This window comes from Zooshikella sp. RANM57 (genome assembly GCF_050749885.1).
Classification (GTDB): Bacteria; Pseudomonadota; Gammaproteobacteria; order Pseudomonadales; family Zooshikellaceae; genus Zooshikella.
This window is the reverse complement of record NZ_JBOIUB010000004.1, coordinates 303,815-328,322: the sequence shown is the minus strand read 5'-3', so window position 1 is coordinate 328,322 and position 24,508 is coordinate 303,815. Positions and strand designations below refer to the sequence as shown.

General features: G+C 43.0%; 17 protein-coding genes and 3 tRNA genes. 9 read left to right on the top strand and 11 right to left on the bottom strand.

Annotated features, from left to right (window positions below):
• Positions 1-77 precede the first annotated feature (77 nt).
• On the bottom strand, positions 78-2,573 hold the full coding sequence (locus ACQ96U_RS11075) for an ABC transporter permease (protein ID WP_431721312.1): 2,496 nt from the start codon (positions 2,571-2,573) through the stop codon (positions 78-80).
• Positions 2,570-3,250 (bottom strand): ABC transporter ATP-binding protein, encoded by a 681-nt coding sequence (locus ACQ96U_RS11070; protein ID WP_431721311.1) that lies wholly within the window; start codon positions 3,248-3,250, stop codon positions 2,570-2,572. The genes ACQ96U_RS11075 and ACQ96U_RS11070 overlap by 4 nt, the downstream gene beginning before the upstream one ends.
• On the opposite strand from ACQ96U_RS11070, the gene ACQ96U_RS11065 reads away from it, so the two are divergent.
• From ACQ96U_RS11065 to ACQ96U_RS11050, 4 genes are all read left to right on the top strand, one after another.
• Complete coding sequence (locus ACQ96U_RS11065) at positions 3,249-3,926, top strand: arylesterase (RefSeq protein WP_431721310.1); 678 nt, start codon at positions 3,249-3,251, stop codon at positions 3,924-3,926. The genes ACQ96U_RS11070 and ACQ96U_RS11065 overlap by 2 nt on opposite strands.
• 572 nt (positions 3,927-4,498) lie before the next feature.
• A complete protein-coding gene (locus tag ACQ96U_RS11060) occupies positions 4,499-5,689 on the top strand; it encodes an acetate kinase (protein ID WP_431721309.1) in 1,191 nt (396 codons plus the stop codon).
• A gap of 109 nt (positions 5,690-5,798) precedes the next feature.
• Complete coding sequence (gene pta / locus ACQ96U_RS11055) at positions 5,799-7,931, top strand: phosphate acetyltransferase (protein WP_431721308.1); 2,133 nt, start codon at positions 5,799-5,801, stop codon at positions 7,929-7,931.
• 305 nt (positions 7,932-8,236) lie between these two features.
• A complete protein-coding gene (locus tag ACQ96U_RS11050; protein WP_431721307.1) occupies positions 8,237-9,157 on the top strand; it encodes an acyltransferase in 921 nt (306 codons plus the stop codon).
• 54 nt (positions 9,158-9,211) lie between these two features.
• Here the strand turns inward: ACQ96U_RS11050 and ACQ96U_RS11045 are convergent, their stop codons facing one another.
• From ACQ96U_RS11045 to ACQ96U_RS11035, 3 genes are all read right to left on the bottom strand, one after another.
• Positions 9,212-9,808 carry an OmpA family protein gene (locus ACQ96U_RS11045; RefSeq protein WP_431721306.1) on the bottom strand — a complete coding sequence of 199 codons (597 nt, stop codon included), beginning with the start codon at positions 9,806-9,808 and terminating at the stop codon, positions 9,212-9,214.
• A gap of 114 nt (positions 9,809-9,922) precedes the next feature.
• The gene (locus ACQ96U_RS11040; RefSeq protein WP_431721305.1) at positions 9,923-11,107 is read right to left on the bottom strand and encodes a hypothetical protein; all 1,185 of its coding nucleotides are present in this window, start codon (positions 11,105-11,107) and stop codon (positions 9,923-9,925) included.
• 44 nt (positions 11,108-11,151) lie between these two features.
• Positions 11,152-12,798, bottom strand: a complete 1,647-nt coding sequence (locus tag ACQ96U_RS11035; RefSeq protein ID WP_431721304.1) for a fatty acid--CoA ligase — start codon at positions 12,796-12,798, stop codon at positions 11,152-11,154.
• A 419-nt stretch (positions 12,799-13,217) separates the two neighbouring features.
• Between ACQ96U_RS11035 and ACQ96U_RS11030 the strand changes: the two genes are divergently transcribed.
• Positions 13,218-14,405, top strand: a complete 1,188-nt coding sequence (locus ACQ96U_RS11030; protein ID WP_431721303.1) for a thiolase family protein — start codon at positions 13,218-13,220, stop codon at positions 14,403-14,405.
• Positions 14,406-14,511: 106 nt separating this feature from the next.
• Entirely contained in the window at positions 14,512-14,751 is a 240-nt protein-coding gene (locus ACQ96U_RS11025) for a DUF3094 family protein (RefSeq protein ID WP_431721302.1), read from the top strand.
• A 49-nt stretch (positions 14,752-14,800) separates the two neighbouring features.
• Here the strand turns inward: ACQ96U_RS11025 and ACQ96U_RS11020 are convergent.
• The 3 genes from ACQ96U_RS11020 to ACQ96U_RS11010 form a co-directional block, all read right to left on the bottom strand.
• Positions 14,801-14,876: transfer RNA gene (locus ACQ96U_RS11020), tRNA-Lys, on the bottom strand.
• Between the two features lie 5 nt (positions 14,877-14,881).
• Positions 14,882-14,958 (bottom strand) — tRNA-Pro (locus ACQ96U_RS11015).
• A gap of 5 nt (positions 14,959-14,963) precedes the next feature.
• Positions 14,964-15,039, bottom strand: a tRNA-Asn gene (locus ACQ96U_RS11010).
• Positions 15,040-15,454: 415 nt separating this feature from the next.
• Between ACQ96U_RS11010 and ACQ96U_RS11005 the strand changes: the two genes are divergently transcribed.
• Complete coding sequence (locus tag ACQ96U_RS11005; RefSeq protein ID WP_431721301.1) at positions 15,455-17,959, top strand: DUF1631 domain-containing protein; 2,505 nt, start codon at positions 15,455-15,457, stop codon at positions 17,957-17,959.
• Positions 17,960-17,974: 15 nt separating this feature from the next.
• Complete coding sequence (locus tag ACQ96U_RS11000) at positions 17,975-18,340, top strand: PilZ domain-containing protein (protein WP_431721300.1); 366 nt, start codon at positions 17,975-17,977, stop codon at positions 18,338-18,340.
• 35 nt (positions 18,341-18,375) lie between these two features.
• Here the strand turns inward: ACQ96U_RS11000 and clpB are convergent, their stop codons facing one another.
• The 3 genes from clpB to rluD all read right to left on the bottom strand — a co-directional run bounded on the left by clpB (position 18,376) and on the right by rluD (position 23,054).
• Positions 18,376-20,949 carry an ATP-dependent chaperone ClpB gene (gene clpB / locus ACQ96U_RS10995; protein ID WP_431721299.1) on the bottom strand — a complete coding sequence of 858 codons (2,574 nt, stop codon included), beginning with the start codon at positions 20,947-20,949 and terminating at the stop codon, positions 18,376-18,378.
• Positions 20,950-21,294: 345 nt separating this feature from the next.
• A complete protein-coding gene (pgeF, locus tag ACQ96U_RS10990; RefSeq protein ID WP_431721298.1) occupies positions 21,295-22,059 on the bottom strand; it encodes a peptidoglycan editing factor PgeF in 765 nt (254 codons plus the stop codon).
• Positions 22,060-22,091: 32 nt separating this feature from the next.
• Positions 22,092-23,054: a 23S rRNA pseudouridine(1911/1915/1917) synthase RluD gene (rluD, locus tag ACQ96U_RS10985; RefSeq protein WP_431721297.1), complete on the bottom strand. Its 963-nt coding sequence runs from the start codon at positions 23,052-23,054 to the stop codon at positions 22,092-22,094.
• Between the two features lie 371 nt (positions 23,055-23,425).
• Between rluD and ACQ96U_RS10980 the strand changes: the two genes are divergently transcribed.
• Positions 23,426-24,454 carry an outer membrane protein assembly factor BamD gene (locus ACQ96U_RS10980; protein ID WP_431721296.1) on the top strand — a complete coding sequence of 343 codons (1,029 nt, stop codon included), beginning with the start codon at positions 23,426-23,428 and terminating at the stop codon, positions 24,452-24,454.
• The last annotated feature ends 54 nt before the right edge of the window (positions 24,455-24,508 follow it).

The following is a 24,508-nucleotide window of genomic DNA, read 5'->3' as shown; positions in this document are numbered from 1 at the left end:
GGAGCAATGATAGGCACTACACATGACAATTATCGAATAGCGCTTTATCACAATCATTAATCCCTTTAACAACAAAACTAACCACTATTTGTTAACAGTTTCATGGGCGAAACGGTGGTTACCTGGCGGGTTGTTAACCAGCCTATAGCTCCTATCAAACATGTTCCACTAATGGGTAATATAAACCAGTACACTACATGAAAACTAAACTCCAGATTAAATACCTGTTGATATAAAAACCAGGTAATTAACTCAAGTCCAACGACTGCAAGTACACCTGCCAATGCACCCAATAAAGCAAACTCAGCAATAATGGTTCGTCGGATGCGAACTGTTCCAGCACCTAGCGCTCTCAAAATGACGGCTTCTTGAAGCCGCTCATCGCGACTTGAGGCAATAGCCGCCGCCAATACAGCCAATGCAGCCGCGAGCACAAATCCAAGCACACACTCAATGGCTAAAGTAACTTGCGCCAAGATCTGTCGAACCTGTCGTATAACTAAATCAATATCCAATAGCGTCACACTGGGAAAACGCTTAATTAAATCAATAATAAAGTGCTCCTGCCCTGGAGGAAGATAAAAACTTAATAAATTAGTTGCCGCATATTCATCCAACACTTTTTTAGGAAATATAAAGTAAAAATTTGGCTTAAATGACTCCCAGGTTACTTCACGAATACTGGTCACTTTTACCGTAAATGTTTGCCCCGTGATATTGAACACCAATTGATCACCCAGTGTGATGCCCAGTTTTTTAGCCAATTGCGACTCTATCGATACCTCTGCGGCACTAGCCTCCTTGGACCACCACTGTCCTGCAACCAGTTTATTATCATCAGGCAACTCATCTGACCAAGTGAAATTAAGTTCTCGTCGAAGGGCATTATTATCTTGGGCATCTTTAGTCACAGCCTGCTTGATAGGCACTTCATTTAACGCTTGTAGCCTGCCACGAATGATCGGGTAGACCGCTGAACGGTTGATTTGCCCCTGCGTTAGTTGCTGCAAAAGCTCAGGAACCTGATCAGACATGATATTCAAAGCAAAATAATTCGGTGTTTCGACAGGTAGTTGTTTCTGCCAATCACTCAGCAGGTCCGTCCGCAATAAAAAGATTAATGCCATTACCATCAGTGTTAAACCAAGTGCAAGGACTTGCCCCACCACAAACCGAAGATGACGTAATAGACGACGACTTGCAAAACGCAACAAAAGAGGTAATTTCTGCTGTTGTAAGCGCTGTAGCAAAAGCCTGATCACCGCTAGCAGCAACATGCTTAATACAAACCCAGAACCTAACATACCCAGTAGCACCGCAACGGCTAAAACCCAGTCCTGAGTAATCCACCACATCAACAATCCCAATGTGATCAGAGCAACGCTGTACCACAACTGGCTGCAGATTGATGGTGGTAATAGATCTCTACGCAGTACACGTAGAGGAGGAACTTGCCTAAGCTGTAACATGCTAGGCAATGCAAAACCAAGCATGACGCCCAACCCAGCTAGCAAGCCAATACCCCATGGCTGCCAACCAACGGGTGGAAGAGAGGGGGGTAAAAGTTCCCCCAGAATTAAAATAACTCCTTGATGAATCGCTAGCCCTAAAATTGAGCCAATAAGCCACGCCCCACAAACTAAGAACACCAGCTGTAGCATGTGCAATTGCAACACGGCAGCCTGGGTGTAGCCCAAGGCTCGCATAATCGCAACGGCATCAAAGTGACGCTGTGCATAACGCTGCACACCAACCGCAATCGCCACTCCAGCCAGTGCTAATGCAATCAAACCTGCCAATCTCAAATAACGTTCTGCTCGTTCCAAGGCATTCCTTAAACCTGGTCGACTGGCTTTTACATCTAACAAGCGCTGACTGGCTTGTAACTGGGGTGTAAGTCGTTCTTTCAGTTGCTCGATATACTCGGGCAGGCCGCTAAATAAGTAAAAGTAAGCTACCCGGCTACCTGGCTGGATCACCTTGGTTGCAGGTAAAGACTTGAGATTAAAAAGGACCCGAGGTGAAAGCGTGTAAAAGTCACCACTTCTATCTGACTCATAAGTGAGCACTTGTGTCACTTTAAAGCTTGCATCACCAATCGTTAACGTATCGCCAAGCGTAATATTGAGTAACCCAAACAATCGAGGCTCTAGCCACACTTCACCCTCTGCGGGAATGGTTTGCGTCTTTTTACCGGGACCATAAACCTGTTGACCGATCCTTAACTCACCACGCAGAGGGTACCCCTCACTCACCGCCTTAACGGCAGCCAGCTGGAAATTATCATTAACGACAACAACACTTGGAAAGGTGACGGTCTCTGTTCGCTTTAGCGGCAAATCCTTTGCTAAAGCCAATAATGAGTCTTTCGCAGGATAGGCACTACGTAATACTAAGTCAGCCCCCAATAGCTCTGTTGCCTGCCGGCTCATTACTTTTTCCAAACGCCCTGTAATGCTGTTGATTGCAACCACTGTGGCAATAGCCACCAATAATGCAGCAATAATGACATTGAGTTCTCCTGAACGAATATCACGTAACAACAGGCGAAAACTTAGCTGCACTTGTTTCATAAGATTGTTACCAACTGTCCAGCATCAATATGAAGTTGCCGTTGACAAGCATTGGCTAATTGCATGTCATGGGTAACCAGAATAAGTGTCGTATTTTCTTCCTCGTTAAGCTGAAACAGTAACTCAATAATACGTTCACCCGTATGAGTGTCTAAATTACCTGTTGGCTCATCCGCAAATAAAATAGGAGGGCGACAGACAAAGGCGCGGGCAATAGCAACTCGTTGCTGCTCACCACCAGAAAGTTGTTTTGGATAATGTTGCAAACGGTGCGCTAGCCCTACTCGCGCCATGAGTGACTTGGCTTCAGCTTCTGGAGAGTCATGTCCTGCAAGCTCCAGTGGCAACATGACATTTTCGAGTGCCGTTAATGCAGGAATTAAGTGAAATGCCTGAAAGACAAAGCCAACTTTTTCGCCTCGCAGTTTGGCTCTTTCATCTTCGCCAAGGATACTAATGACCTTTCCATTTAACATGACCTCCCCTTCGCTAGGAGTATCCAAGCCCGCTAACAGCCCTAACAGGGTAGACTTCCCAGAACCAGAAGCACCTACCACAGCAACCGATTCCCCCTGCTTGATCTCAAAGCTAATCCCCTCCAATATAGTGAGCACTCCATCGGGAGTTGTGACATGTTTTCCGATATTTTTCGCCGCTACAGCACTGGGTATCGACATGGAAATCCTTCTTTCGTATTGGCAACAAACAGTTCGAGTTATTCTGATGATATTGACATTCAGCTTAACGCAAAATGTATTCGCGAAAACCCTTTTAGTCGTGGGTGATAGTCTGAGTGCTGGTTATGGTATTGATCCATCTGTTGGCTGGGTCAATCAGTTGGCTAAACGGCTCAAGGAGGAAAGTATCCCTTTATCCATCGTTAATATCAGCATAAGCGGGGAAACCTCTGCAGGTGCCTTGCGTCGTTTACCCACAGCACTCAATAAATACACTCCTTCTATTGTACTGATTGAACTTGGTGCAAACGATGGGCTACAAGGTCTTCCCTTAAAACTACTTGAGCAAAATCTTCGAAAAATGATCCAGCTATGTAAACAGCAAAATGCCTTACCTATACTATTTACAATGCATATTCCACCCAATTATGGCAAACGCTATACAGATGCTTTTAACGAGCTTTATACGACGATTAGTCAAGAAGAAAACATACCACTCATGCCTTTCTTCCTTAAAGGTGTTGCTGGCAATCCAGACTATATCCAAGCTGATGGCTTACATCCGAACCAAACCGCCCAGCCTCTTATTTTAAATAATGTATGGCCTGTTCTAGAACCTATCATTAAACAGCAGACGCTTACTGATAAGAATGAGCATTCAGCAGTGAAACCATAAAGCCATATCAAAGCAGTGTAACCTACGTATTCACCACCACCATCCTGCTTATACTGAGGATGTAGTAAAAGCAGTTTAGCTACATAACTCTGACAACCTTTTTTATATAACCCGCACTTAAAACCATACGAAATTACTGGCTAATTGTAGTAACTTTAACAAATTCGTATGTACGAAAAGCCTATAAAGCAAATGAATCATTTTCCAAAACATACAGCTATTTCAATCTATTCACCAACCTCCCACTCAGATCAATTAATACGTGTTTTTCCGTAGCTTTACGTATACCCTGCACTATTTTTCCGGTTACACTTCCCTGCATAATCGCTACAAGTCCATAATCACACGTCATTAAACCATTTTCAGCACTATACTGACTTGGGACAGAATGATACGGGTGATCAAACAGCAGCGTCTGACACCACGCTTTTAAGACAGCACACCGGTATATTTCCGGACTCGTGTGAATGATCGTCCCCTACAGCCCTCGGCCTCTGGCACCGCAGGCATAGACGACATAATTAGTGTGTAAGGCCTGTCAAACTCTAGCTTTAGCAGTTGTGAAGGTAACTATGAGTAAGCAAAATATTCTTGTCATTAATTCAGGCAGTTCCTCGATAAAGTTTGCAGTCATCAATCCCCAAAATGAACATGAATATGTTAGTGGTCTCGCAGAACGGTTAAGCCAACCTGAAGCACGCATTATTTGGAAGCAAGATGGTGAAAAAACCATTTATGACATGCCCAGTGCTGACCACGACATCGTCTTCCAGAAAATCTTACACTTACTGGAAGAGCAACAACTGACTGATACACTTGCAGCCATTGGTCATCGTGTTGTTCATGGTGGCGAACTCTTTAAATCATCTATCCTGATTAATGATGACGTAGTTCAAGCCATAGAAGACTGTATAGGTCTTGCCCCATTACATAACCCTGCACATTTACTGGGTATTCGCATTACTCAAAAGTATTTTCCTAACTTGCCTCAAGCTGCTGTATTTGACACTTCATTTCACCAAACAATGCCACCTAAGGCTTACCTTTATGCTATTCCTCACGCGCTTTATCGTGATCACCATGTACGCCGTTATGGTGCACATGGTACCAGTTACCGCTTTGTCACTGGAGATGCCTGTCAGCGCCTTAATATCCCAGTAAATGAAAGCAACATTTTGTGTGCTCACTTGGGGAATGGATGTAGTGCTGCAGCCATTTATCATGGTCAGTCTGTAGATACAACAATGGGCTTAACACCATTGGAAGGACTAGTCATGGGTACTCGCTGTGGAAATATTGATGCCAATATTTTCAACTTCCTGCATAAACAGCTTGGCTATGATATTGACCGTATTACCACACTGCTTAACAAAGAAAGTGGTTTATTAGGTCTTTCTGAACTAAGTAATGACTGTCGCACACTTGAAGAAGCTATGGAACAAGGCCACGAACAAGCAACGCTGGCAATCGATGTATTCAGCTATGTATTAGCTAAATCATTGAGTGGTCTTGCCAGTGCTTTGGATCGTATTGATGCGCTCATTTTCACTGGTGGCATTGGCGAAAACTCTCGAGTAATACGTGCTAAGGTTCTCCAACAGCTACGTATTTTCGGTTTTCAACTTGATGCTGATGCCAATGCTAACAATGGTAAAAACAACAACGGCATTATTACTACTGCTGATAGCCCTGTGGCTATGATCATCAATACCAACGAAGAACTCATGATTGCTCGTGACGCAGCTCAACTTGCAGGCTGTTAATTTGAAGATATAACCAAAAGTAAACCCATGATAGCCGCACGCTTGTCTTTGCTATGCTCCACATGGGTTTGCTGAGGTTATATACAGTTGCTGTAGAAGGATTAACTGTATGCATACTTTTTTTCTTGCACCCACAAATGCCGGAGTTGGACTGACATCAGTATCGATGGGGTTGGTTCGAGCCTTTGATAATGTCGGCCTTCGCGTTCATTTTTTTAAGCCCATTGGTCAGCTTCACATCTCTGACCGGGGTCCAGAGCGCTCAACACATATTATTCAGCAACATATGGGGCTTAACCCACCCACACCGATCTCTTTGAGTGAAGTGGAAGATATGTTGGGCGACAACCAAAAAGATAAATTGATGGATCGCATCATTGAGCTTTTTGACCAAAGCGCTAAAGATGCTGATGTAGTGGTCATAGAAGGTCTAGTTCCTACTCGAAGTGCTCCTTATGTAACTCATTTAAATCGGGAAATAGCCAAAGCGATTGGCGCTGAAGTCATTCTTGTTGGCTCATGTAATGAAAGCACCTTGGAAGAAACCGCAAATCGATTAGAGATCGCGGCTGAAAATTATGGCGGCATTGGTAACAGCAAACTATTAGGCTACATCCTTAACAAAGTGCCTAACACTGACTACAAGAAAATCTGCCCTGGTAAACCTATAGAGCTACGAAAACTTGCTGCCTTTAGCCGCAAAGATTTTGCACCTATTGGCGCAGTTCCTTGGGATGAAGCATTATCTTCCCCTCGCACCAAAGATATTGCCGAATTACTGGATACTAAGATTATCTACGAAGGTGATATTACGTCACGACGTGTTACTTCAAAAGTTCTATGCGCACGTACTGCTGCCAATATGAGTCACCATCTTAAACCAGGTAAGTTGATTATTACCCCTGGCGATCGGGATGATGTGATTTTAGCGTCAAGCATGGCGGCATCGAATGGTGTTCCCCTTGCAGGACTCATGCTCACTAATGGTATTGAACCTGATCCACGGATTTTTGAGCTGTGTAAAAAAGCGATTCAAGAGAGTGGATTACCTGTACTGCTGACTGGTTTAGACTCATTCAATACTGCAGCAGCACTGACACAAATGAACACGGAAGTACCGCTTGATGATTATGACCGTATGGAACAGGTCATGAATTTCGTCGCTGATCACCTAAATGCAGAGTGGCTGAAAGAACGTTGTGGTACCGCTATTGAAACGCGTATGTCTCCAGCAGCATTTCGTTATCAGCTCACAAAACGTGCGAATGAAGCGAAGAAAAGAGTTGTTTTGCCAGAAGGTAATGAACCCAGAACAATTCAAGCAGCTGCAATTTGCCATGACCGTGGTATTGCACAATGTATTCTTTTGGGTAACCGGGAAGAAATCTATCAGGTTGCGGCTAATCATGGTGTTGAGCTGCCTGAAACAGTGATTATTATGGATCCCGAAGCAGTCAGAGGGCGCTATATACAACCCATGGTTGAGCTACGTAAACATAAAGGCCTGAATGCACCTATGGCTGAGGCTCAACTGGAAGATAATGTTGTATTGGGCACAATGATGCTGGCCATGGATGAAGTCGATGGATTAGTTTCAGGTGCTGTACATACAACCGCGAATACCATTCGCCCAGCTTTCCAGCTAGTTAAAACCAAGCCTGATGCCAAGTTAGTATCTTCTGTTTTCTTCATGCTTCTACCTGATCAAGTCCTTGTGTATGGTGACTGTGCGGTAAACCCAGAACCTACCGCTGAAGACCTGGCCGACATTGCTATTCAAAGTGCTGAGTCAGCCAAAGTGTTTGGTATTGAGCCAAAAGTTGCGATGATCAGCTACAGCACAGGCTCTTCAGGGTCTGGTAGTGAAGTTGAAAAAGTAAGAAAAGCGACAGAGATAGCGCGTAATAAACGTCCTAACCTGTTGATTGATGGTCCCTTACAGTATGACGCTGCCGCCATCGAGAGTGTTGCCAGCAAGAAAGCCCCTAATAGCCCTGTGGCAGGTAAAGCAACCGTCTTTATCTTCCCCGATCTTAATACTGGGAATACCACTTATAAAGCTGTGCAACGTAGTGCAGATGTTATCAGTGTTGGCCCAATGCTTCAGGGGTTAAACAAACCTGTAAACGATTTATCTCGTGGCGCCCTGGTTGATGATATTGTCTTTACTATCGCTTTGACGGCTATTCAAGCTGAACAAGTCCAGCGTGAAGCCGCAGCGAGAAAAGCAGAAAACAATTAGACGGCTTACAGCGTATGCCTAATTAAGGCATACGCGTCTTAATACGCTCTCATCTTAATTTTTCTCACTTTAATCGCCCTCTCCTTATTCACTACATTAGCGCAAACAGAGTGAAATCCTACCCTAAACCTGTCAAACTCCGCGTTACTTATCGCCCTTATGTTGCATTTTTATTAAAATTCATCAATAAATAAAGCGTAGCTGTTTTTAGTGATAACGCTCCGTCATGGCTTTGGATCAAGCCAATAACAAACACTAAGAACTCATCGCGAAGGAAACCATAAGTAAAAAGAGACGAAAAACACATGCTGTATTTTTTACCATCGACAGTTCGGGGTTGCTTGGCAGGATTACTGCTGGTGCTTAATACGCTGACCTTATGTTGGCCATTATTTTTTATCACTCTACTAAAACTGATTGTGCCAATCCAACGCTGGAGAGCATGGTGTACCCAAATATCTATTCGAATTGCCGAACTATGGATGACACTGAACAGCGGTTGGATTCATCTCACCCAAAAACCCAAGTGGCATATTGAGGGGCTTGAGCAACTACAAAAGGATAGCTGGTATTTAGTGACAAGCAATCACCAATCTTGGGCGGATATTACAATATTACAACATACACTTAACCGTCGTATTCCTATGCTTAAGTTTTTTCTTAAACAAGAGTTGATATGGGTACCTTTTATTGGATTATGTTGGTGGGCTTTAGACTTTCCTTTTATGAAACGCTATAGCAAGGATTACCTAAACAAACACCCCGAAAAAAAAGGCAAAGACTTAGAAACAACTAGAAAAGCCTGCAAAAAATTCCGCAATACACCTGTTGCTATTTTTAATTTTTTAGAAGGTACTCGCTTTACACCACAGAAACATCGAGACCAACAATCACCTTATCAGTTTCTACTAAAACCCAAAGCGGGGGGGATTGGCTTTGTACTCGGCGCAATGGGTGATCAACTAAAAAGTATGCTCAATATTACGATTTATTACCCATCAAAGTACCGTTCATACTGGGACTTCTTATGTGGTAAGTTTCGCAATGTAGTCATCAAGATTGAACAAATTGAAATTCCTACCGAATTTAAAAATAAAGACTATACCAACGATCAAGAGTTTCGGGAGCAATTCCAGTTATGGGTCAGTGAGCTTTGGCAAAAGAAAGATCAGCTGCTGACGAATCTTCATCATCAATATCATCGAAACACACATACTAAGTATTAAAAGTCACACACTTGGGGTATGAATTTAGCTGCCATGTAGGCAGCTAAACAGTATTCAAGGCGAAGGAGGCTTAATATTAATTTCAACTCGTCGATTCATCATACGACCAGATAATGTATCATTACTGGCAACCGGATTGTCTGGCCCCATACCATAAAACGTCACACGAGATGTACTTATACCCCGCTGAGTTAGATGGTATGCTACTTCTCTTGCTCTTTCTCGAGATAGCCGTTGGTTAAATTGATAATCTCCCGTATTATCTGTATGCCCAATAATTTCAACCGTATTTTGGTTAAACTCCGCTAAAACGACCACGATTGCATCCAACACTTTACCAAATTCTTCTCGAATATGTGCTGAGTTAACTGCAAAACTGGCATCCTCGGGCATCACTAACATTAAATGGTCTAAATCACGTGTAACACTTACCTTTGTCTTACCTAATGCCTGACGAAAAGACTCTTCTTGACGATCAATATAGAAGGTAGAATTTGTAGAATAAGACTGATCGGTCTTATTCATAGTATTTTGATTGGTTAATGGTTCTTTAAACCAATCACCATCAACAAGCTTTTGACATCCAACAAGACCTATTCCCAAAAAAATAATGGTACCCCCTACTCGAACCAATCCCTGTAACTGCCTCATTATTTCCCCCACCTAATTAAATACTCTTGGTTTTCTATACCCTTCACAAGCCACTTTAAGATCATTAACTATCACTTTTTATTAGTTATATGTGTCTAATTGCAAAATTTATATTTAATTACTTTGGTGTTTCAATTCAGTATCAATAATATCTTTCAGTAAATTAGCACGCCCTTCGTACTCTTGCCCATTAATAACAGAATTCAACTTATAAACTAAACGCTCGAACTCATTTTCTATGTATATACTTTGTTGAAAGACATTTTGCAGCTGTTTATTAGTCTCAGCCCATACTTGATCTATTTTTTCTGGCGTTGTCGGATATGGTTTGTCAGGTGCTACATCACCCAGTTGTGATGAGAGGTTATCAAATAAGTCTGCAACCTCTCTTAGAGAAGCTTGATAGCCATCTTCCACTTTTTGAATAAAACGTTGCACTCTCGCAATGAAAATATTCATAAATGCACGCTCAGCCTGTAATGCTGCTCCCATGTCCAGTTGCAAAATTTTCTGTTCCACAATAGCAACGTGAACACTTAACCATTGTTTAAAAACGTCAACCTCCTTCCCAGAAAAGTCAGGTAATTTTTTTAGCAAGAGAGATACACGCTCACTGTTAAACACACAACGCTTACCAAATACATGCCACGCACCTTCCTTATGTAACTTATCCAATAAGTTTGTTTCAAATGCTTTGGTCATACCATGAGCTTCCATGGTTTTTTTTCCAAACTGGGCACGTAATTGAACACTCGCGGCAATGTCAAAACTCTCTAGCTGTGTGAGTATACATTGTCCTAACTGATCAAGGTTTTCACTACTAAAACAGTCTTGAACAAAGTCATAAGACACGCCTTGAGGTAAGTTATCGATACAGGTTAACTGTTGTCTTAATGAAAGTTTCAGCCGCTTTTTCAGCTGCTGATTCGCTATCGTATGATAAATTTCTTTGGTGAGCCTGGCATGAAGCTCAGTGTCCCCCATCGCAACATGAATAACATCATTACATCCCATTTCATAAGCGTGCATCCGAAATTCAAGGTCTTTTTCGTAAGCGACTAATACAATGGAAGTCCCCTCAGTTAAGCCATTTTCATATAAATGCTGACACATAGATAACGCAGTTGCCATCGACTCAATGGGGAAAATAACAATTAGCTTAACAGACTCATCGCTTGCGGCCGGTTGCATTTCTGCGATTGAGTTAAGCTTAATCACACGAAAAAAACGCCCTATTCTCCCCGCCCACTGTGTTGCTGGCGTCTCATCAAAAACAGCTACTTTGTACTCTAAGTGCATAGCACACTCCTTGTGCTATTGAGCCGAAGAATGAAAGACAACGTTTAGTGTACTTTTTCTGCACGTATTTTTTTCTTATCAATTTTTCCGACACTGGTTTTAGGGATACTATCAACAAACTCGATGACTTCTGGAATAGCCCATTTATGGATTTTTCCTTGTGCCACAAACTGCTGTAGATGTACTTGTATGTCTTTGTCCTGAATTTGTTTATCTTTTAATACCACTAAAGCACAAGGTCTTTCCCCCCACTCAGGGTGAGGCACCCCGATTACAGCCACCTCAGATACGCCTGGATGTTGGCTGATTAGGTTTTCCAAGGTAAGTGAAGAAATCCATTCACCACCTGTTTTTATAACATCTTTAATGCGGTCGGTAATTTGAATAAAGCCAAGAGTATCAATGGTCGCCACATCACCTGTATGAAGCCAACCATCACGCCATAATTCTTCACTGCCTTTTTCTTCTTTTAAATAGCCTTGAGTGAGCCAGGGTGCTCGACAAACAATTTCACCAACCTGTTGGCCGTCTTGAGCTAAATGCTTCCCTTCTTCATCAATAATCGCCAAGTCAACTAAAGGTGCGGCTATTCCTGTCTTAATTCGAAAATCGATTTGCTCATCCTCGGATAAATCTCTAAGTTTTTCATTCAGATAAGCCACAGATAGCAGTGGGCATGTTTCAGATAAACCATAAGCCCCTGTTAGAATAACGCCTTTTTCTCTGGCAGCAACCGCTAATCCTTTATTTAAAGCTGAACCACCAATTAAAATACGCCAACCTGATAAGTCTGCCTGTTTTGCAGCCTCTGAGCTTAATAACATATTGACGATAGTGGGCACACAATGAGAAAAACTAACTTTTTCTTTTTGCTGTAATTTAACCAGCAAATCAGGTTCATAACGCCCAGGATAAACCTGTTTAGCACCCATCATTGTTGCTGCATAAGGCACTCCCCATGCATGCACATGAAACATTGGCGTTATTGGCATGTAAGTGTCACCAGAGTTCATCAATGGCTGACCAGCTAAACCACCTAACGATAAAGAAATCACTAATGTATGCAACACTATTTGTCGATGGGTAAAATAAACTCCTTTAGGATTTCCTGTGGTACCTGTCGTGTAAAAAGTAGTAGCAACTGAGTTTTCATCAAAGTCAGGAAAGTCATACGTTGTTGCACTTTCAGCTATTAGCGCCTCATACTCTCCTTGGCAAGATAAATTGCTTGGCATATCATCAGATGGGTTATCCGTTAATAGCCAGTATCCTTCCACAGTATTTAATTGATCTTTGATTTGTGCCATTAGTGGTACAAAGTCAGAATGGACTAACACTAACTTATCATCAGCATGGTTCATTGTGTATAAAATTTGCTCTGGCGATAAGCGGATATTCACCGTATGGATAATCGCACCTAGCATAGGAATAGCCAGCATACACTCAAGATAACGATGCGAATCCCACTCTAAAACCGCAACAGTATCTCCAGGCTTTACACCCGCTTTCGTTAAAGCATTCGCTAAACGGCAGACACGCTCATAAAGTTCACCATAGGTATAACGAAAAAGGTCACGATAAACTATTTCCTGCTGAGGCTCATAACGTGGACCAGATAATAAAATCTGTTTAATTAATAAAGGATATTCATACGCACTGGCTGTAGGTTTAATAATTTTTGTTTTTAGCATGAATTGTCATCCTTAACGTGTCATATTAACGACTAAAACACGTCATCAAGTCTTCGACACTGTGATCATGAAATTGTAAAGCTTATTACTAAAGCATAAATGCACATAAACTGACCGTCGAGTTACCACCACAATCCACAGGTGGTAAAATATCATGTACATTAAGATACCTTTTATACCCTTAACAAACTAAATATACGACATTAATCCTTTGCACTGCTAAACGTAAAAAGAACCTTTAAGACAAAAAAATAATTAACTCCGCAAAGACTTATCAGTCAGTTATTACATGATATTTCCACGTCAAAAACAGTTAAAATCCTGCATTAAAACGTAATAGTCATTACCATACCCACCACAAAGGGTATTTCACCATAATAAATCTAATAACATATATTTAAATGTGAACAGGTAAGCTCATGCAAAATAAGGATGCTGTTGTTCTGGTTGATGGTGCCCGCACACCAATGGGTAGTTTTCAAGGTGTATTTAAATCAGTATCGGCTGTTGAGTTAGCGGCTATTGCTGTCAAAGAAGCTATTCAACGAAGTGCGTTATCTCCCAATGATATACAAGAAGTCATTATGGGCTGTGTGTTACCCGCAGGTCTGAAACAAGGCCCTGCGCGTCAAGCCAGTTTACAAGCGGGTATTCCTGCAAGTACAGGCTGCACAACCATCAATAAACTATGTGGCTCTGGTATGAAAGCCGTCATGTTAGCCCATGATTTAATTAAGGCGGGAACCAATACCATCATGCTTGCAGGTGGCATGGAAAGTATGAGCAATGCACCGTTCCTACTTGAAAAAGCCAGACAAGGCTATCGCATGGGACATCAGCAAGTGTTAGACCACATGTTCACTGATGGCCTTGAGGATGCTGAGACAGGTAAGCTCATGGGTTGGTTTGCACAACATACTGCAGATGAGCATGAAATGAGTCGAGAGGCTATGGATCAGTTTGCTATTGCTTCATTACAACGCGCCAATGATGCCATCCAGACCCATAAACTTGATGCTGAAATTGTTCCTGTCCCGGTACAAACACGCCATCAAACAACGCTTATCCAAACTGATGAACAACCCGGTCAAGCTAACATTGAGAAAATCCCATCGTTAAAACCTGCATTTTCCCAGCATGGTACCATCACGGCTGCGAACGCCAGCTCTATCTCCGATGGTGCATCAGCCCTTGTGTTAATGTCTGAATCAGAAGCCATCCATCGTGGACTCAAGCCCAAAGCCCGCATCATTGCCCATAGTACTCACTCTCAACACCCATCCACCTTTACCACAGCCCCCGTTGGCGCCATAAAAAAAGTGCTGGATAAAGCGCAGTGGCAAAAAGATGATGTTGATTTATTTGAAATTAATGAAGCTTTTGCCATGGTTACGATGATTGCCATGCAAGCCTTAGATCTTCCTCATGAAAAAGTAAATATTCATGGTGGTGCATGTGCTCAAGGCCACCCTGTTGGCTCAACCGGCTCTCGAATATTGATAACCCTCATGTATGCGCTTGAGCATTATAATCTTCAGCGTGGTATTGCCTCCCTGTGCATAGGTGGTGGTGAAGCAACGGCAGTGGCAATTGAACGCATTTCATAACATCAAACAACCAATAACTTGAAACCTGTATAAGGAAAACAGGTTTCAGGTTATTTTATAAATACCATATATGTGGACAATCAAACGAGTGAAGAGAAATAAGGATATGTCAGCAGCAAACCAAAATAAAATCGCTCATCACCACCAATCTCCCAGTCAAAAATCACTTTCTACTGAAGATCAGGCTCGCGTACTCCAATACTTAAATTCACCCAATAATCAGGTTGAGCGCGCGCCCTTTAAACCTCTCAAACTGCTTGGCTGGCTTATGCTAATCATTATTGGACTAGGCATAATCAGTCGTGAACTAGGAAATTACTTTCTAGATCAGCTATTCGGTGGCTAATACATAACGGAGGATAAATATTAAGGAAATAAGAAGAGATATTAAATGATGGTGGGTCGTGCAGGATTCGAACCTGCGACCAATTGGTTAAAAGCCAACTGCTCTACCGACTGAGCTAACGACCCAAAGATGGTCGGGGTAGAGAGATTCGAACTCCCGACATCCTGCTCCCAAAGCAGGCGCGCTACCAGACTGCGCTATACCCCGTAATTTGGCTCCCCGAGCTGGACTCGAACCAGCGACCCAATGATTAACAGTCATTTGCTCTACCAACTGAGCTATCAGGGACCTACTCAGCGCTGAGGTTTTTGCTGTCTCCCTCAACGTTGGTGGCGCGCATGATACCGTACTGGTAGAAACTGTCAACCCCTTTTATGGTAAAATTAGCGAACTCTTTTGTAGGTAGACATATTTTAAACGATTCCGTATAAACACGCTCCTAAGCAGTACCAGCCCCAAACAGCGCTGGTTATCTTTGCGTGAAGTAAAGCAACATATCATTCCACTCCCAATAATTGTTTGCCAACTATACTCAAGATAATGTGTTCAATAACTAAAGCTGATGAGTTGATTTGTTCCTTAAACAACTACCAAGCAGATTACACGTGATCTACTCTCATCAGAACAAAGTAAACCCTTTTTCTAGCAGGACTATACAGCCTGTTGTCCATGTTTTCGGGATTCCCAGAGCGCAAGGACAGATATGACAAAGCCTGAGAATAGCAAGATCGTCGATTTAACCTCAAAACAAAAAGGCCCTAGCAAACAGATAGAGCCTAGATTTGAAAAGCTACTGCAAAGTTGCCGTCAAATCGCAATGAATCATACAGCGGAAATGCTGACCAATCTGTTTAATAACGTTGATGATGCTTTCTTTACTGCTGCAGAACAGGCAGAAACTAACAGTATCCAAACAACCTTCTTTGATGCTATGCGAGAACTTCGCATGCAACGTGCATCAATTGAACGTGCTTTTCATCAACATTTAGCGCAACATTTTGAGCAACACCTGTATGGCTCGCTAAGTCAAAAAAACAATGAGCTTGAAGATATTACTGCAGACCAGTTAAACCTGGTCCAACAGGAAGAGTTTGAGCAAACTGTGTTACTGACAAGTATGGCCAGTAGAGCTGTTGCTAATAATAACGAAGCACTGTATAGCCTAAGCCAACGTTTTGCTTTACTTCTTAAAGCAGAGCGACTGCCCATAGAGCAAATCCCATTTGCACCTGTTAGCATTGCAGAGTGTTTTGCCAAAGCCATTAATGTCATAGAGCTTAATAAGCGTATAAAAAAAGCACTATTTGAGCTGTTTGAGTTATACGTAATGAGTGAGCTGGCTACTGTTTATGAAGCACTTAATGATCGGCTGATAGAAGCAGATATATTACCCAATATTCGCTATACCAAAGTTAAATCCTCTATTACTGCTCGTGGGCAGAGTTCTGATAAGCAACAAAATAGAAACACAACTGAGTCTCAACAGGCTTCCGAACAGACTTCAGCTACTACAACAACATCAACAGCAAATAAACAACAGTCTACGGCTGAAAGCCCCTCGACATCTGCAGATACCATGGCTGATCCCAGCCAGAGAACAACGATGCTTTTCAATGCTATTCATGACCTTTTGGCTGACTATCGTGAAATCTTTAGTGACCCATCTCACCCTGTTGATGGCTCCTCCACCCAACAGCCTCCAGCAGACAAAAGTGTGCCTGGTACTCAAACACCTTCAACAGACCGTCCTTTTAGAAGCATTCATCAGTTCAATGCCTCTGTGGATACGAATACCCCAAACTACACCACAGAAGATGTAGTCGATGCCCTTAATACGCTTCAAAATCATTCACAACGTCCACTCACTGAACCATTTCCAAAAGAGCAAGTGGTTAATGCGCTAAAAGAAGAACTTATTGCTACGTTAAGTCAAGGTCATGAACATGCTCAGCCTATCGCAGCCAATGATGCCGATATTATTGACCTGGTAGGTATGCTCTTTGACTTTATCCTTGATGAACAAACCCTTCCTGATAATGCTAAAGTGATTCTTAGCCACCTGCACACCCCTTACCTTAAGCTTGCCTTAATGGATAAAGCGCTATTTACCCAGCATACCCATCCAGCTCGGCGACTGCTCAACACAATGGCTCAGTCCGCGATAGACTGGGTAGAAAACAATGAAGATAGTCATGGGGTCATTGATAAAATTCAGTTTACTGTCCGTACAATCCTTAATGAGTTCAACACAGACATTGCGTTTTTCGAATTACTTTTTCAGGAATTTGACCAGTTTATTAAACAGTTGGAACGCCAAGCAGAAATCATTGAACGGCGAACCATTGAGGCAGAAAAAGGGCATGACCGACTGCAAGCCGCTAAGGAAGAAGCCAAACAGGTTCTTGAACAGGCCATTGCTACATTCAAATACAAAGTACCTCAACCTATTCATCACTTTTTATTCTCACTCTGGCATGAAGTATTAGTCTTTCATTATTTAAGAAAAGACGACAAACACAGTGAGTGGCAAAAAGCTCAAGATCTGGCACAAGAACTTTTATGGAGCATATCACCCAAGTTAACTCCTGGAGATAAAAACTTACTCCGACAGTCGCAACCTCATTTGATTAATGAGTTACGCCAGTTCATTCTGGCTTTAGGTGGACACCAAGAAAGCTACATCAAAGAAGCTATGCGTCCACTTGTCAGTTGCCAGCGTGCTGCACTGAATGCCATTGAAGAGGAAATGCTATCTCAATCCCACCCTTCAGTTGAGAAAGAACCTCAATCTGCTCAAGCAGCCATTCATGATGAAAAAACCGAAGTAATGGAGCAACCTTTAGTTGAGCCTCAAAAGACATCCGATGCCATTGCTGATCCAGAAGCGGTTGAAGCACTAGAACAGTCTTTATCACTCAAACAAAAGCTTAGCAAAATTGACTACGGAACCTGGTTTTCATTTAAGGTGAAGGATGATTGGATTAAATTAAAACTATCCTGGTATAGCAATACTACATTCCACTATATGTTTGTTGACAGCTCAGGCCATAAGACCATGGTCAAAACGTTAAGTGAACTTGTTGAAGACTTTCAGAACAGTAAAGCAGACTTTTATACACTCCCAACCAAAACCCCGCTAATGGACCGTGCACTTGAAAAGATCCACGCTTTTTTAAAGCGGTTTTCTCGTACTAAAAAGTCTAAATGAACAAAGGTTTAGGGTATGAATGATCGTCGTAAAGAACAACGTATTACCATTGCTCAGCCACTTGAGGTGTACGATGTTCACACAGAACATAAATTAGGCTCATTAGTCGACTTATCCTACAGCGGATTTATGCTGCTCACCACGCAACCAATATCACCTAACCGAATATTCCAATGCCGCATACATTTAACAGATGTACCTAAAGAAGAACGCGCACTTAATTTAGGAGTTGAATGTTTATGGGCAACACCTAGCAATGCCCCCACCCTGTTTTGGGCGGGGTTTCATATCATTGATATTGGCAATCAGGCACAAAGTGCTTTGGAGCAGTTTATTGATGCTCACAGCGAAGACTATCAAGCCAGTGAGTCCAGCACATAATACGAGGGACTCACTGACTTAGCTTGTTAATCCGCTTACTCCTGGCGAAAACTAATTTCATCATCAGCCAAATACGCAACAATCGTACTTCCTGGCGCAAATTGCCCACCCAATATGTATTGAGCTAATGGGTTCTCTAACCAGCGTTGTATAGCTCGCTTTAAAGGTCGAGCGCCATAAACTGGATCAAAACCAACCTCAACAAGCTTGTTCATCACTTCATCATTAACTTGAATGTTTAAATCCAAATCAGCAAGACGACGCTTCAAGAGTGCTATCTGTATGTCGGCAATACCTTTAATTTGCTCTGCCGCCAATGGATGGAACACCACCAGCTCATCAATACGGTTGACAAACTCAGGCCTGAAATGCGTCGCCACAATATCCATCAGTGTATTTTTAACTTTCTTAAAGTCATGTTCATCCATACGTTGCAGCACATCAGATCCTAAGTTGGAGGTCATGACAACAACCGTATTTTTGAAATCAACCGTTCGCCCATGGCTATCGGTTAAACGCCCATCTTCCAGTACCTGAAGTAAAATATTAAATACATCAGGATGCGCCTTTTCTACCTCATCCAACAGAATCAGAGAATAGGGTTTTCTTCGGACTGCTTCTGTAAGATAACCACCCTCTTCATAGCCCACATAACCTGGAGGAGCTCCCACCAGACGCGCCACAGAATGCTTTTCCATAAACTCAGACATATCTATGCGCACCATAGCTTCTTCTGTATCAAACAAAAACTCAGCTAAAGCTTTACATAATTCTGTCTTACCGACACCTGTTGGCCCAAGGAACATAAATGAACCATTAGGTCGATTAGGGTCAGCCAACCCTGCCCGTGAACGTCGTACTGCATTGGACACGGCCCTTACTGCTTCCTCCTGCCCAACTACACGATGATGCAAAGCAGACTCCATACGTAGCAACTTGTCGCGCTCACCTTCCAGCATTTTTGCTACAGGGATACCCGTCCACTTGGAAACTACTTCGGCAATTTCTTCTTCACTGACCTTATTACGGAGTAGTTTCATTGAACTCATTTCTGCTTGACCCGCCAGATCAAGCTTCTTCTCTAGTTCAGGAATCCGACCGTACTGTAATTCTGACATTCGGGTTAAATCCCCACTACGGCGTGCAGCTTCCAGCTCAGTCCGAGCCCGCTCCAGTTCCTCTTTAACCTTTTGCGAGCCTTGCAAAGCGGCTTTTTCAGCCTTCCAAACCTCTTCTAAATCAGCAAACTCTCGCTCAAGCTTATCAATATCACCTTCCAGCTTTTCCAATCGCTTGCGAGAAGCCTGATCTTCTTCTTTTTTCAATGCCTCTTGTTCAATTTTCAATTGAATTAAACGTCGCTCTAAACGGTCCATAGACTCAGGCTTTGAGTCCATCTCCATACGAATACGACTGCCAGCTTCATCAATCAGGTCTATGGCTTTATCTGGCAACTGGCGATCTGTGATGTAACGGTGAGATAACTTGGCTGCAGCAATAATTGCTGAGTCAGTAATATTGACCCCATGGTGTACTTCGTAGCGTTCCTTTAAACCACGCAAAATAGCAATGGTATCTTCTTCACTGGGCTCATCGACTAGCACTTTCTGAAAACGCCGCTCTAACGCAGCATCTTTCTCAATATACTGACGATACTCATCAAGCGTTGTAGCACCAACACAGTGTAACTCACCTCGAGCAAGCGCTGGCTTGAGCATGTTGCCAGCATCCATGGCACCTTCAGCTTTTCCTGCACCCACCATGGTATGCAACTCATCAATAAACAGAATAATGCGGCCTTCCTGCTTAGATAGTTCATTAAGCACCGCTTTTAAGCGTTCCTCAAAATCACCACGGAATTTCGCCCCCGCAATCAATGCCCCCATGTCTAAGGCTAAAATTCGCTTATCCTTTAAACCATCTGGCACTTCACCATTAATAATACGCTGTGCTAGACCTTCAACGATTGCCGTTTTACCAACCCCTGGCTCACCGATCAGTACTGGGTTATTTTTAGTCCTACGCTGTAAAACCTGAACTGTACGCCGAATTTCGTCATCTCGACCAATAACAGGATCAAGCTGGCTCTTCTCTGCTCGTGCTGTTAAATCAATGGTGTATTTATCCAAAGCCTGCCGGTGTTCTTCAGCATTAGGGTCATTAATGGCTTCTCCACCCCGAAGGTTGGTAATGGCATTTTGTAACGCTTGCTTACTGATACCTTGACGACGCAGGACCTCACCCAACCCGCCTTTATCTTCCATAGCGGCTAACAGTAAGGTTTCACTAGAAATAAACTGATCACCTTGTTGCTGTGCCTGCTTATCAGCCATATTTAGCAAACGTCCCAGCTCAGGTGACATTTGCACATTACCATCAGGCGTCTTCAAGGTAGGTAAGCGGCTTAGTGCCAGGTCTAAATCCTGGCGTAACTGTTGAAGGTTGAACCCTACCTGCATTAATAATGGTTTTACCGAGCCACCCTGTTGCTCAAGCAGGGCGACCATCAGGTGCAATGGCTCTATATAATTATGGTCCTTACCTACTGCTATAGACTGAGCATCAGCAATCGCTTCTTGTAGTTTTGCAGTCAGTCGGTCAATTCTCATCTTCGTTCACCCTGTCTTCAGCAAACTGTTGTTAAACCTGCCAAGCTACGGTGAGTATACTCTGAATGCCGTAATGCACTTGGCGTTGGAACTCTGACGGGAGAAGCTATCAACTGCTCAATACTGCCCTTCTTCTCCGGACAGAATTAACTTGTTTATTAATATGGAGGTCTGTGAAAGGGATTCAAGGTCAAAAAGTTGACTTCAGTGACTTCAGACGTGAATTTACGAACAGGAAAAGAATGCATAGCATACCGCTACTAACCACTCAGTATGCTCTACATTTAACTTGCTAATACTGCTAACTTGAAAAACAACGAAAGTGTTAAGGCAGATTAAGTCGGGTTAAGAAAACCAAATAACGCTTGCCATTCGGCCTGTTTTATTTTCTCGCCGATAAGAATAAAAATATTCTGGCTGGTTAAATGTGCACAAATTACCGCCATAGACAGCTTCAATACCCAAAGAATACAAACGTAGTCGCGCTAGCTCATACAAATCAGCATACCAGTGCCCCTTGCGCTCACTAGGCCGAAAGCAGTGATTCGCATCTTGATGTCCAACAAAAGCCTCCATGACCTCTTCTCCAACTTCGTATGCCTGTTGACTTATTGCAGGCCCAAGCCAGACCATGAGCTGCTCTGGTGCTTCTTCTAAAATATGAACTGTGTTTTCAATGACACCTTCAGCCATTCCTCGCCAGCCAGCATGAATCACTGCCACTTTACTACCACTCAGATCAGTGACAAAAACAGGCAAACAATCGGCAGTCAATACTGCACCCGCCAAGTTTGGCTCAGTGACAATGACTGCATCAGCAGTACGCTCTTTACCGTCATTACTGGCATTAACCACTTCAGCACCATGTTCTTGATTCAACCATTGGATCGATTGTGAAAGCCCCCAATCTTCCATCAGCAGCTTACGATTTTCAGCAACACGGTCTTCATTGTCTTCAACATGAAGAGCCAGGTTAAAGTAGCCATAAGGGGGTAAGCTGTTTCCTGATACGCGCGTGGTCACCAAAGCATGGACATTAGCGGGTGCAGGCCATTCCGCAAGCAAATAACGATGTTTGCACAGTTTTTCCGCCTTGGTTTCCACCTTCATTCCAATTCCTCTTCATGTGATAGGTGTTGCACTTAACCTTGCTCAAATGCACTGATCAATTGCTGAAAGTCAGCAGGACGATCAACCTGCCATTCACAATATTCCTCTCGACGAGGATGAATCAACCCCAAACGTCTGGCATGAAGCGCTTGCCGAGAAAACCCTTGCAAAACAGACTGTAAATGAGGCGAGGCCCCTTTTGGCAGACGCAATCGACCACCGTAAAGCGTGTCTCCCACTAAAGGATAGTGCAAATAGCTCATATGTACGCGAATCTGGTGGGTGCGCCCGGTTTCCAGTTTCACTTTTACTAACGTAGCTGACTCAAACCGCTGAATTACCCGATAATGGCTTACGGCTGGCTTACCTGTTTCCACTACCGCCATTTTCTTACGATCATGGAAATGACGACCTATAGGTTGTTCTACAGTGCCTCCTGCCGTCATCGTTCCATATACTAACGCTTCATATTCACGGCTCACCGTTCTGGCCTGGAGCTGCTCAACTAAATCACAATGGGCTGGTAAATTTTTAGCCACAACCATCAGACCCGTTGTGTCTTTATCTAAGCGATGAACAATTCCCGCTCGAGGAACAGTGGCAAGTTCAGGACAATGATGCAATAAAGCGTTCAACAGCGTTCCCTGAGCATGCCCAGCAGCAGGGTGAACGACAAGTCCTGCAGGTTTATTCAGCACAATGAGATCATCATCTTCAAAAACAATATCCAATGGAATCTCTTCTGCAACCCAACGCTCTTCAGCTTGTAACTCTGCTTGCACAGTTAACGTTTCACCACCAAGCAGCTTATCTTTAGGTTTAGCCTGCCGCTGATCTACCATCAGTTGCCCTGACTTAATCCAAGCCTGTAATCTTGATCTAGAATAATCACTGAAGCAGTGGGCTGCGACCTGATCAAGGCGCTGTCCACTCATGGTCATGGGTACTACTGCTTCTAATACTATCTGTTTATCTTGCTGTGTATGTTCAGTCATAAACCTGCTGTCATGTCGCAAAACCGTAATAGGTAGCTTTTATGCTTTGGATTCAATAGGTTGCTGTGGTTAAATAACACTATCGTGGGTCATTGAGCAAGAAATGCCTGACCGACAAGGCTAACCCCAGCGTCGCTGGCAGTAAGTCTATCATAGCCTTGTCAAACTTAGTGCATCGTCAAGAGGATCTACCAGCAAACAAGATTTTTAGAAAAAACTTGGACTGGTTCAAACCTCATTTCACTGATCCTGTTGAACACTTAAGCAGAAAATTACAAGATAAATGGTTCACTGATTGCTGTTAAAGCACGAATCAATTCACTTAACCTGTTGGCCTACACGTTAAGTACTAATAGGGATAAGCACACAACATGCGTATTGCTAAACACTTAATCATTCTCAGCTTAATTAGCTTGTTAGTAGCATGTGCCTCAGACTCGAAAAAAGAGGTTGATGAAAGCCTGACTGAGTCAGAGCTATATGAGCAGGCACAGGTGGCACTTGATACCAGTAATTACAACGATGCGATTGATAAGTTAAAAGCACTGGAAGCCCGTTTTCCCTTTGGCTCCTATGCAGAACAAGCTCAGCTGGATTTAATCTTCGCTTATTACAAAAACCAGGAGCAAGAATCCGCCATCGCAGCAGCTGATCGATTTATTCGTTTGCATCCCAATCATGAAAATGTTGACTATGCCTACTACCTGAAAGGGTTATCCTCATATACCGCCGATGTCGGTATAGTAGAACGCTATGTTGAGATTGATATGAGTAAGCGTGACCCAGGCCAGGCACGTGACTCGTTTAATGAGTTTGCTGAACTACTGCGCCGCTTTCCTGACAGCCGGTACGCCCCTGATGCTCGAAAACGGATGATATTTCTACGTAATCAATTAGCCGCTTATGAAGTCCATGTTGCCAACTATTATATGAAGCGCAAAGCCTATGTTGCTGCAGCTAACCGCGGTAAATATGTGGTTGAAAACCTACAGGAAACCCCTTCTGTGCCTGATGCGCTTGCCATTATGGTAGAAGCTTACCAGCACTTGGGCCTGTCAGCAGCTGCTGACAATGCGCTTGAAGCACTTCGCTTGAATGCACCTAAACACAAATCACTGGATGAAAATGGCAACTTCGTCAATTATAAGGTTTACCACGATGTTGACCCTTCAATATGGAATATTATGAGTTTTGGATTGCTTGATGCACCAGAAGATATCGAACCACCTTCTCGTCGTAAAAGTCGCGATCAGCTTGAGCTGGAAGCAGAAGTTGGTCATGAGCGCTCTTGGCTGAATGTCATTAGTTTTGGCTTGCTTGGAGATGAAGAAGAAGATACTGATAACCCCAAAACAGGCAAAACCGAAACGGCAGAAGATATCTTACAAAGAGATGAGTAATCTTATTCATGCTCACAATAGTCAAAAAAACGGGGCAAATGCCCCGTTTTTTTA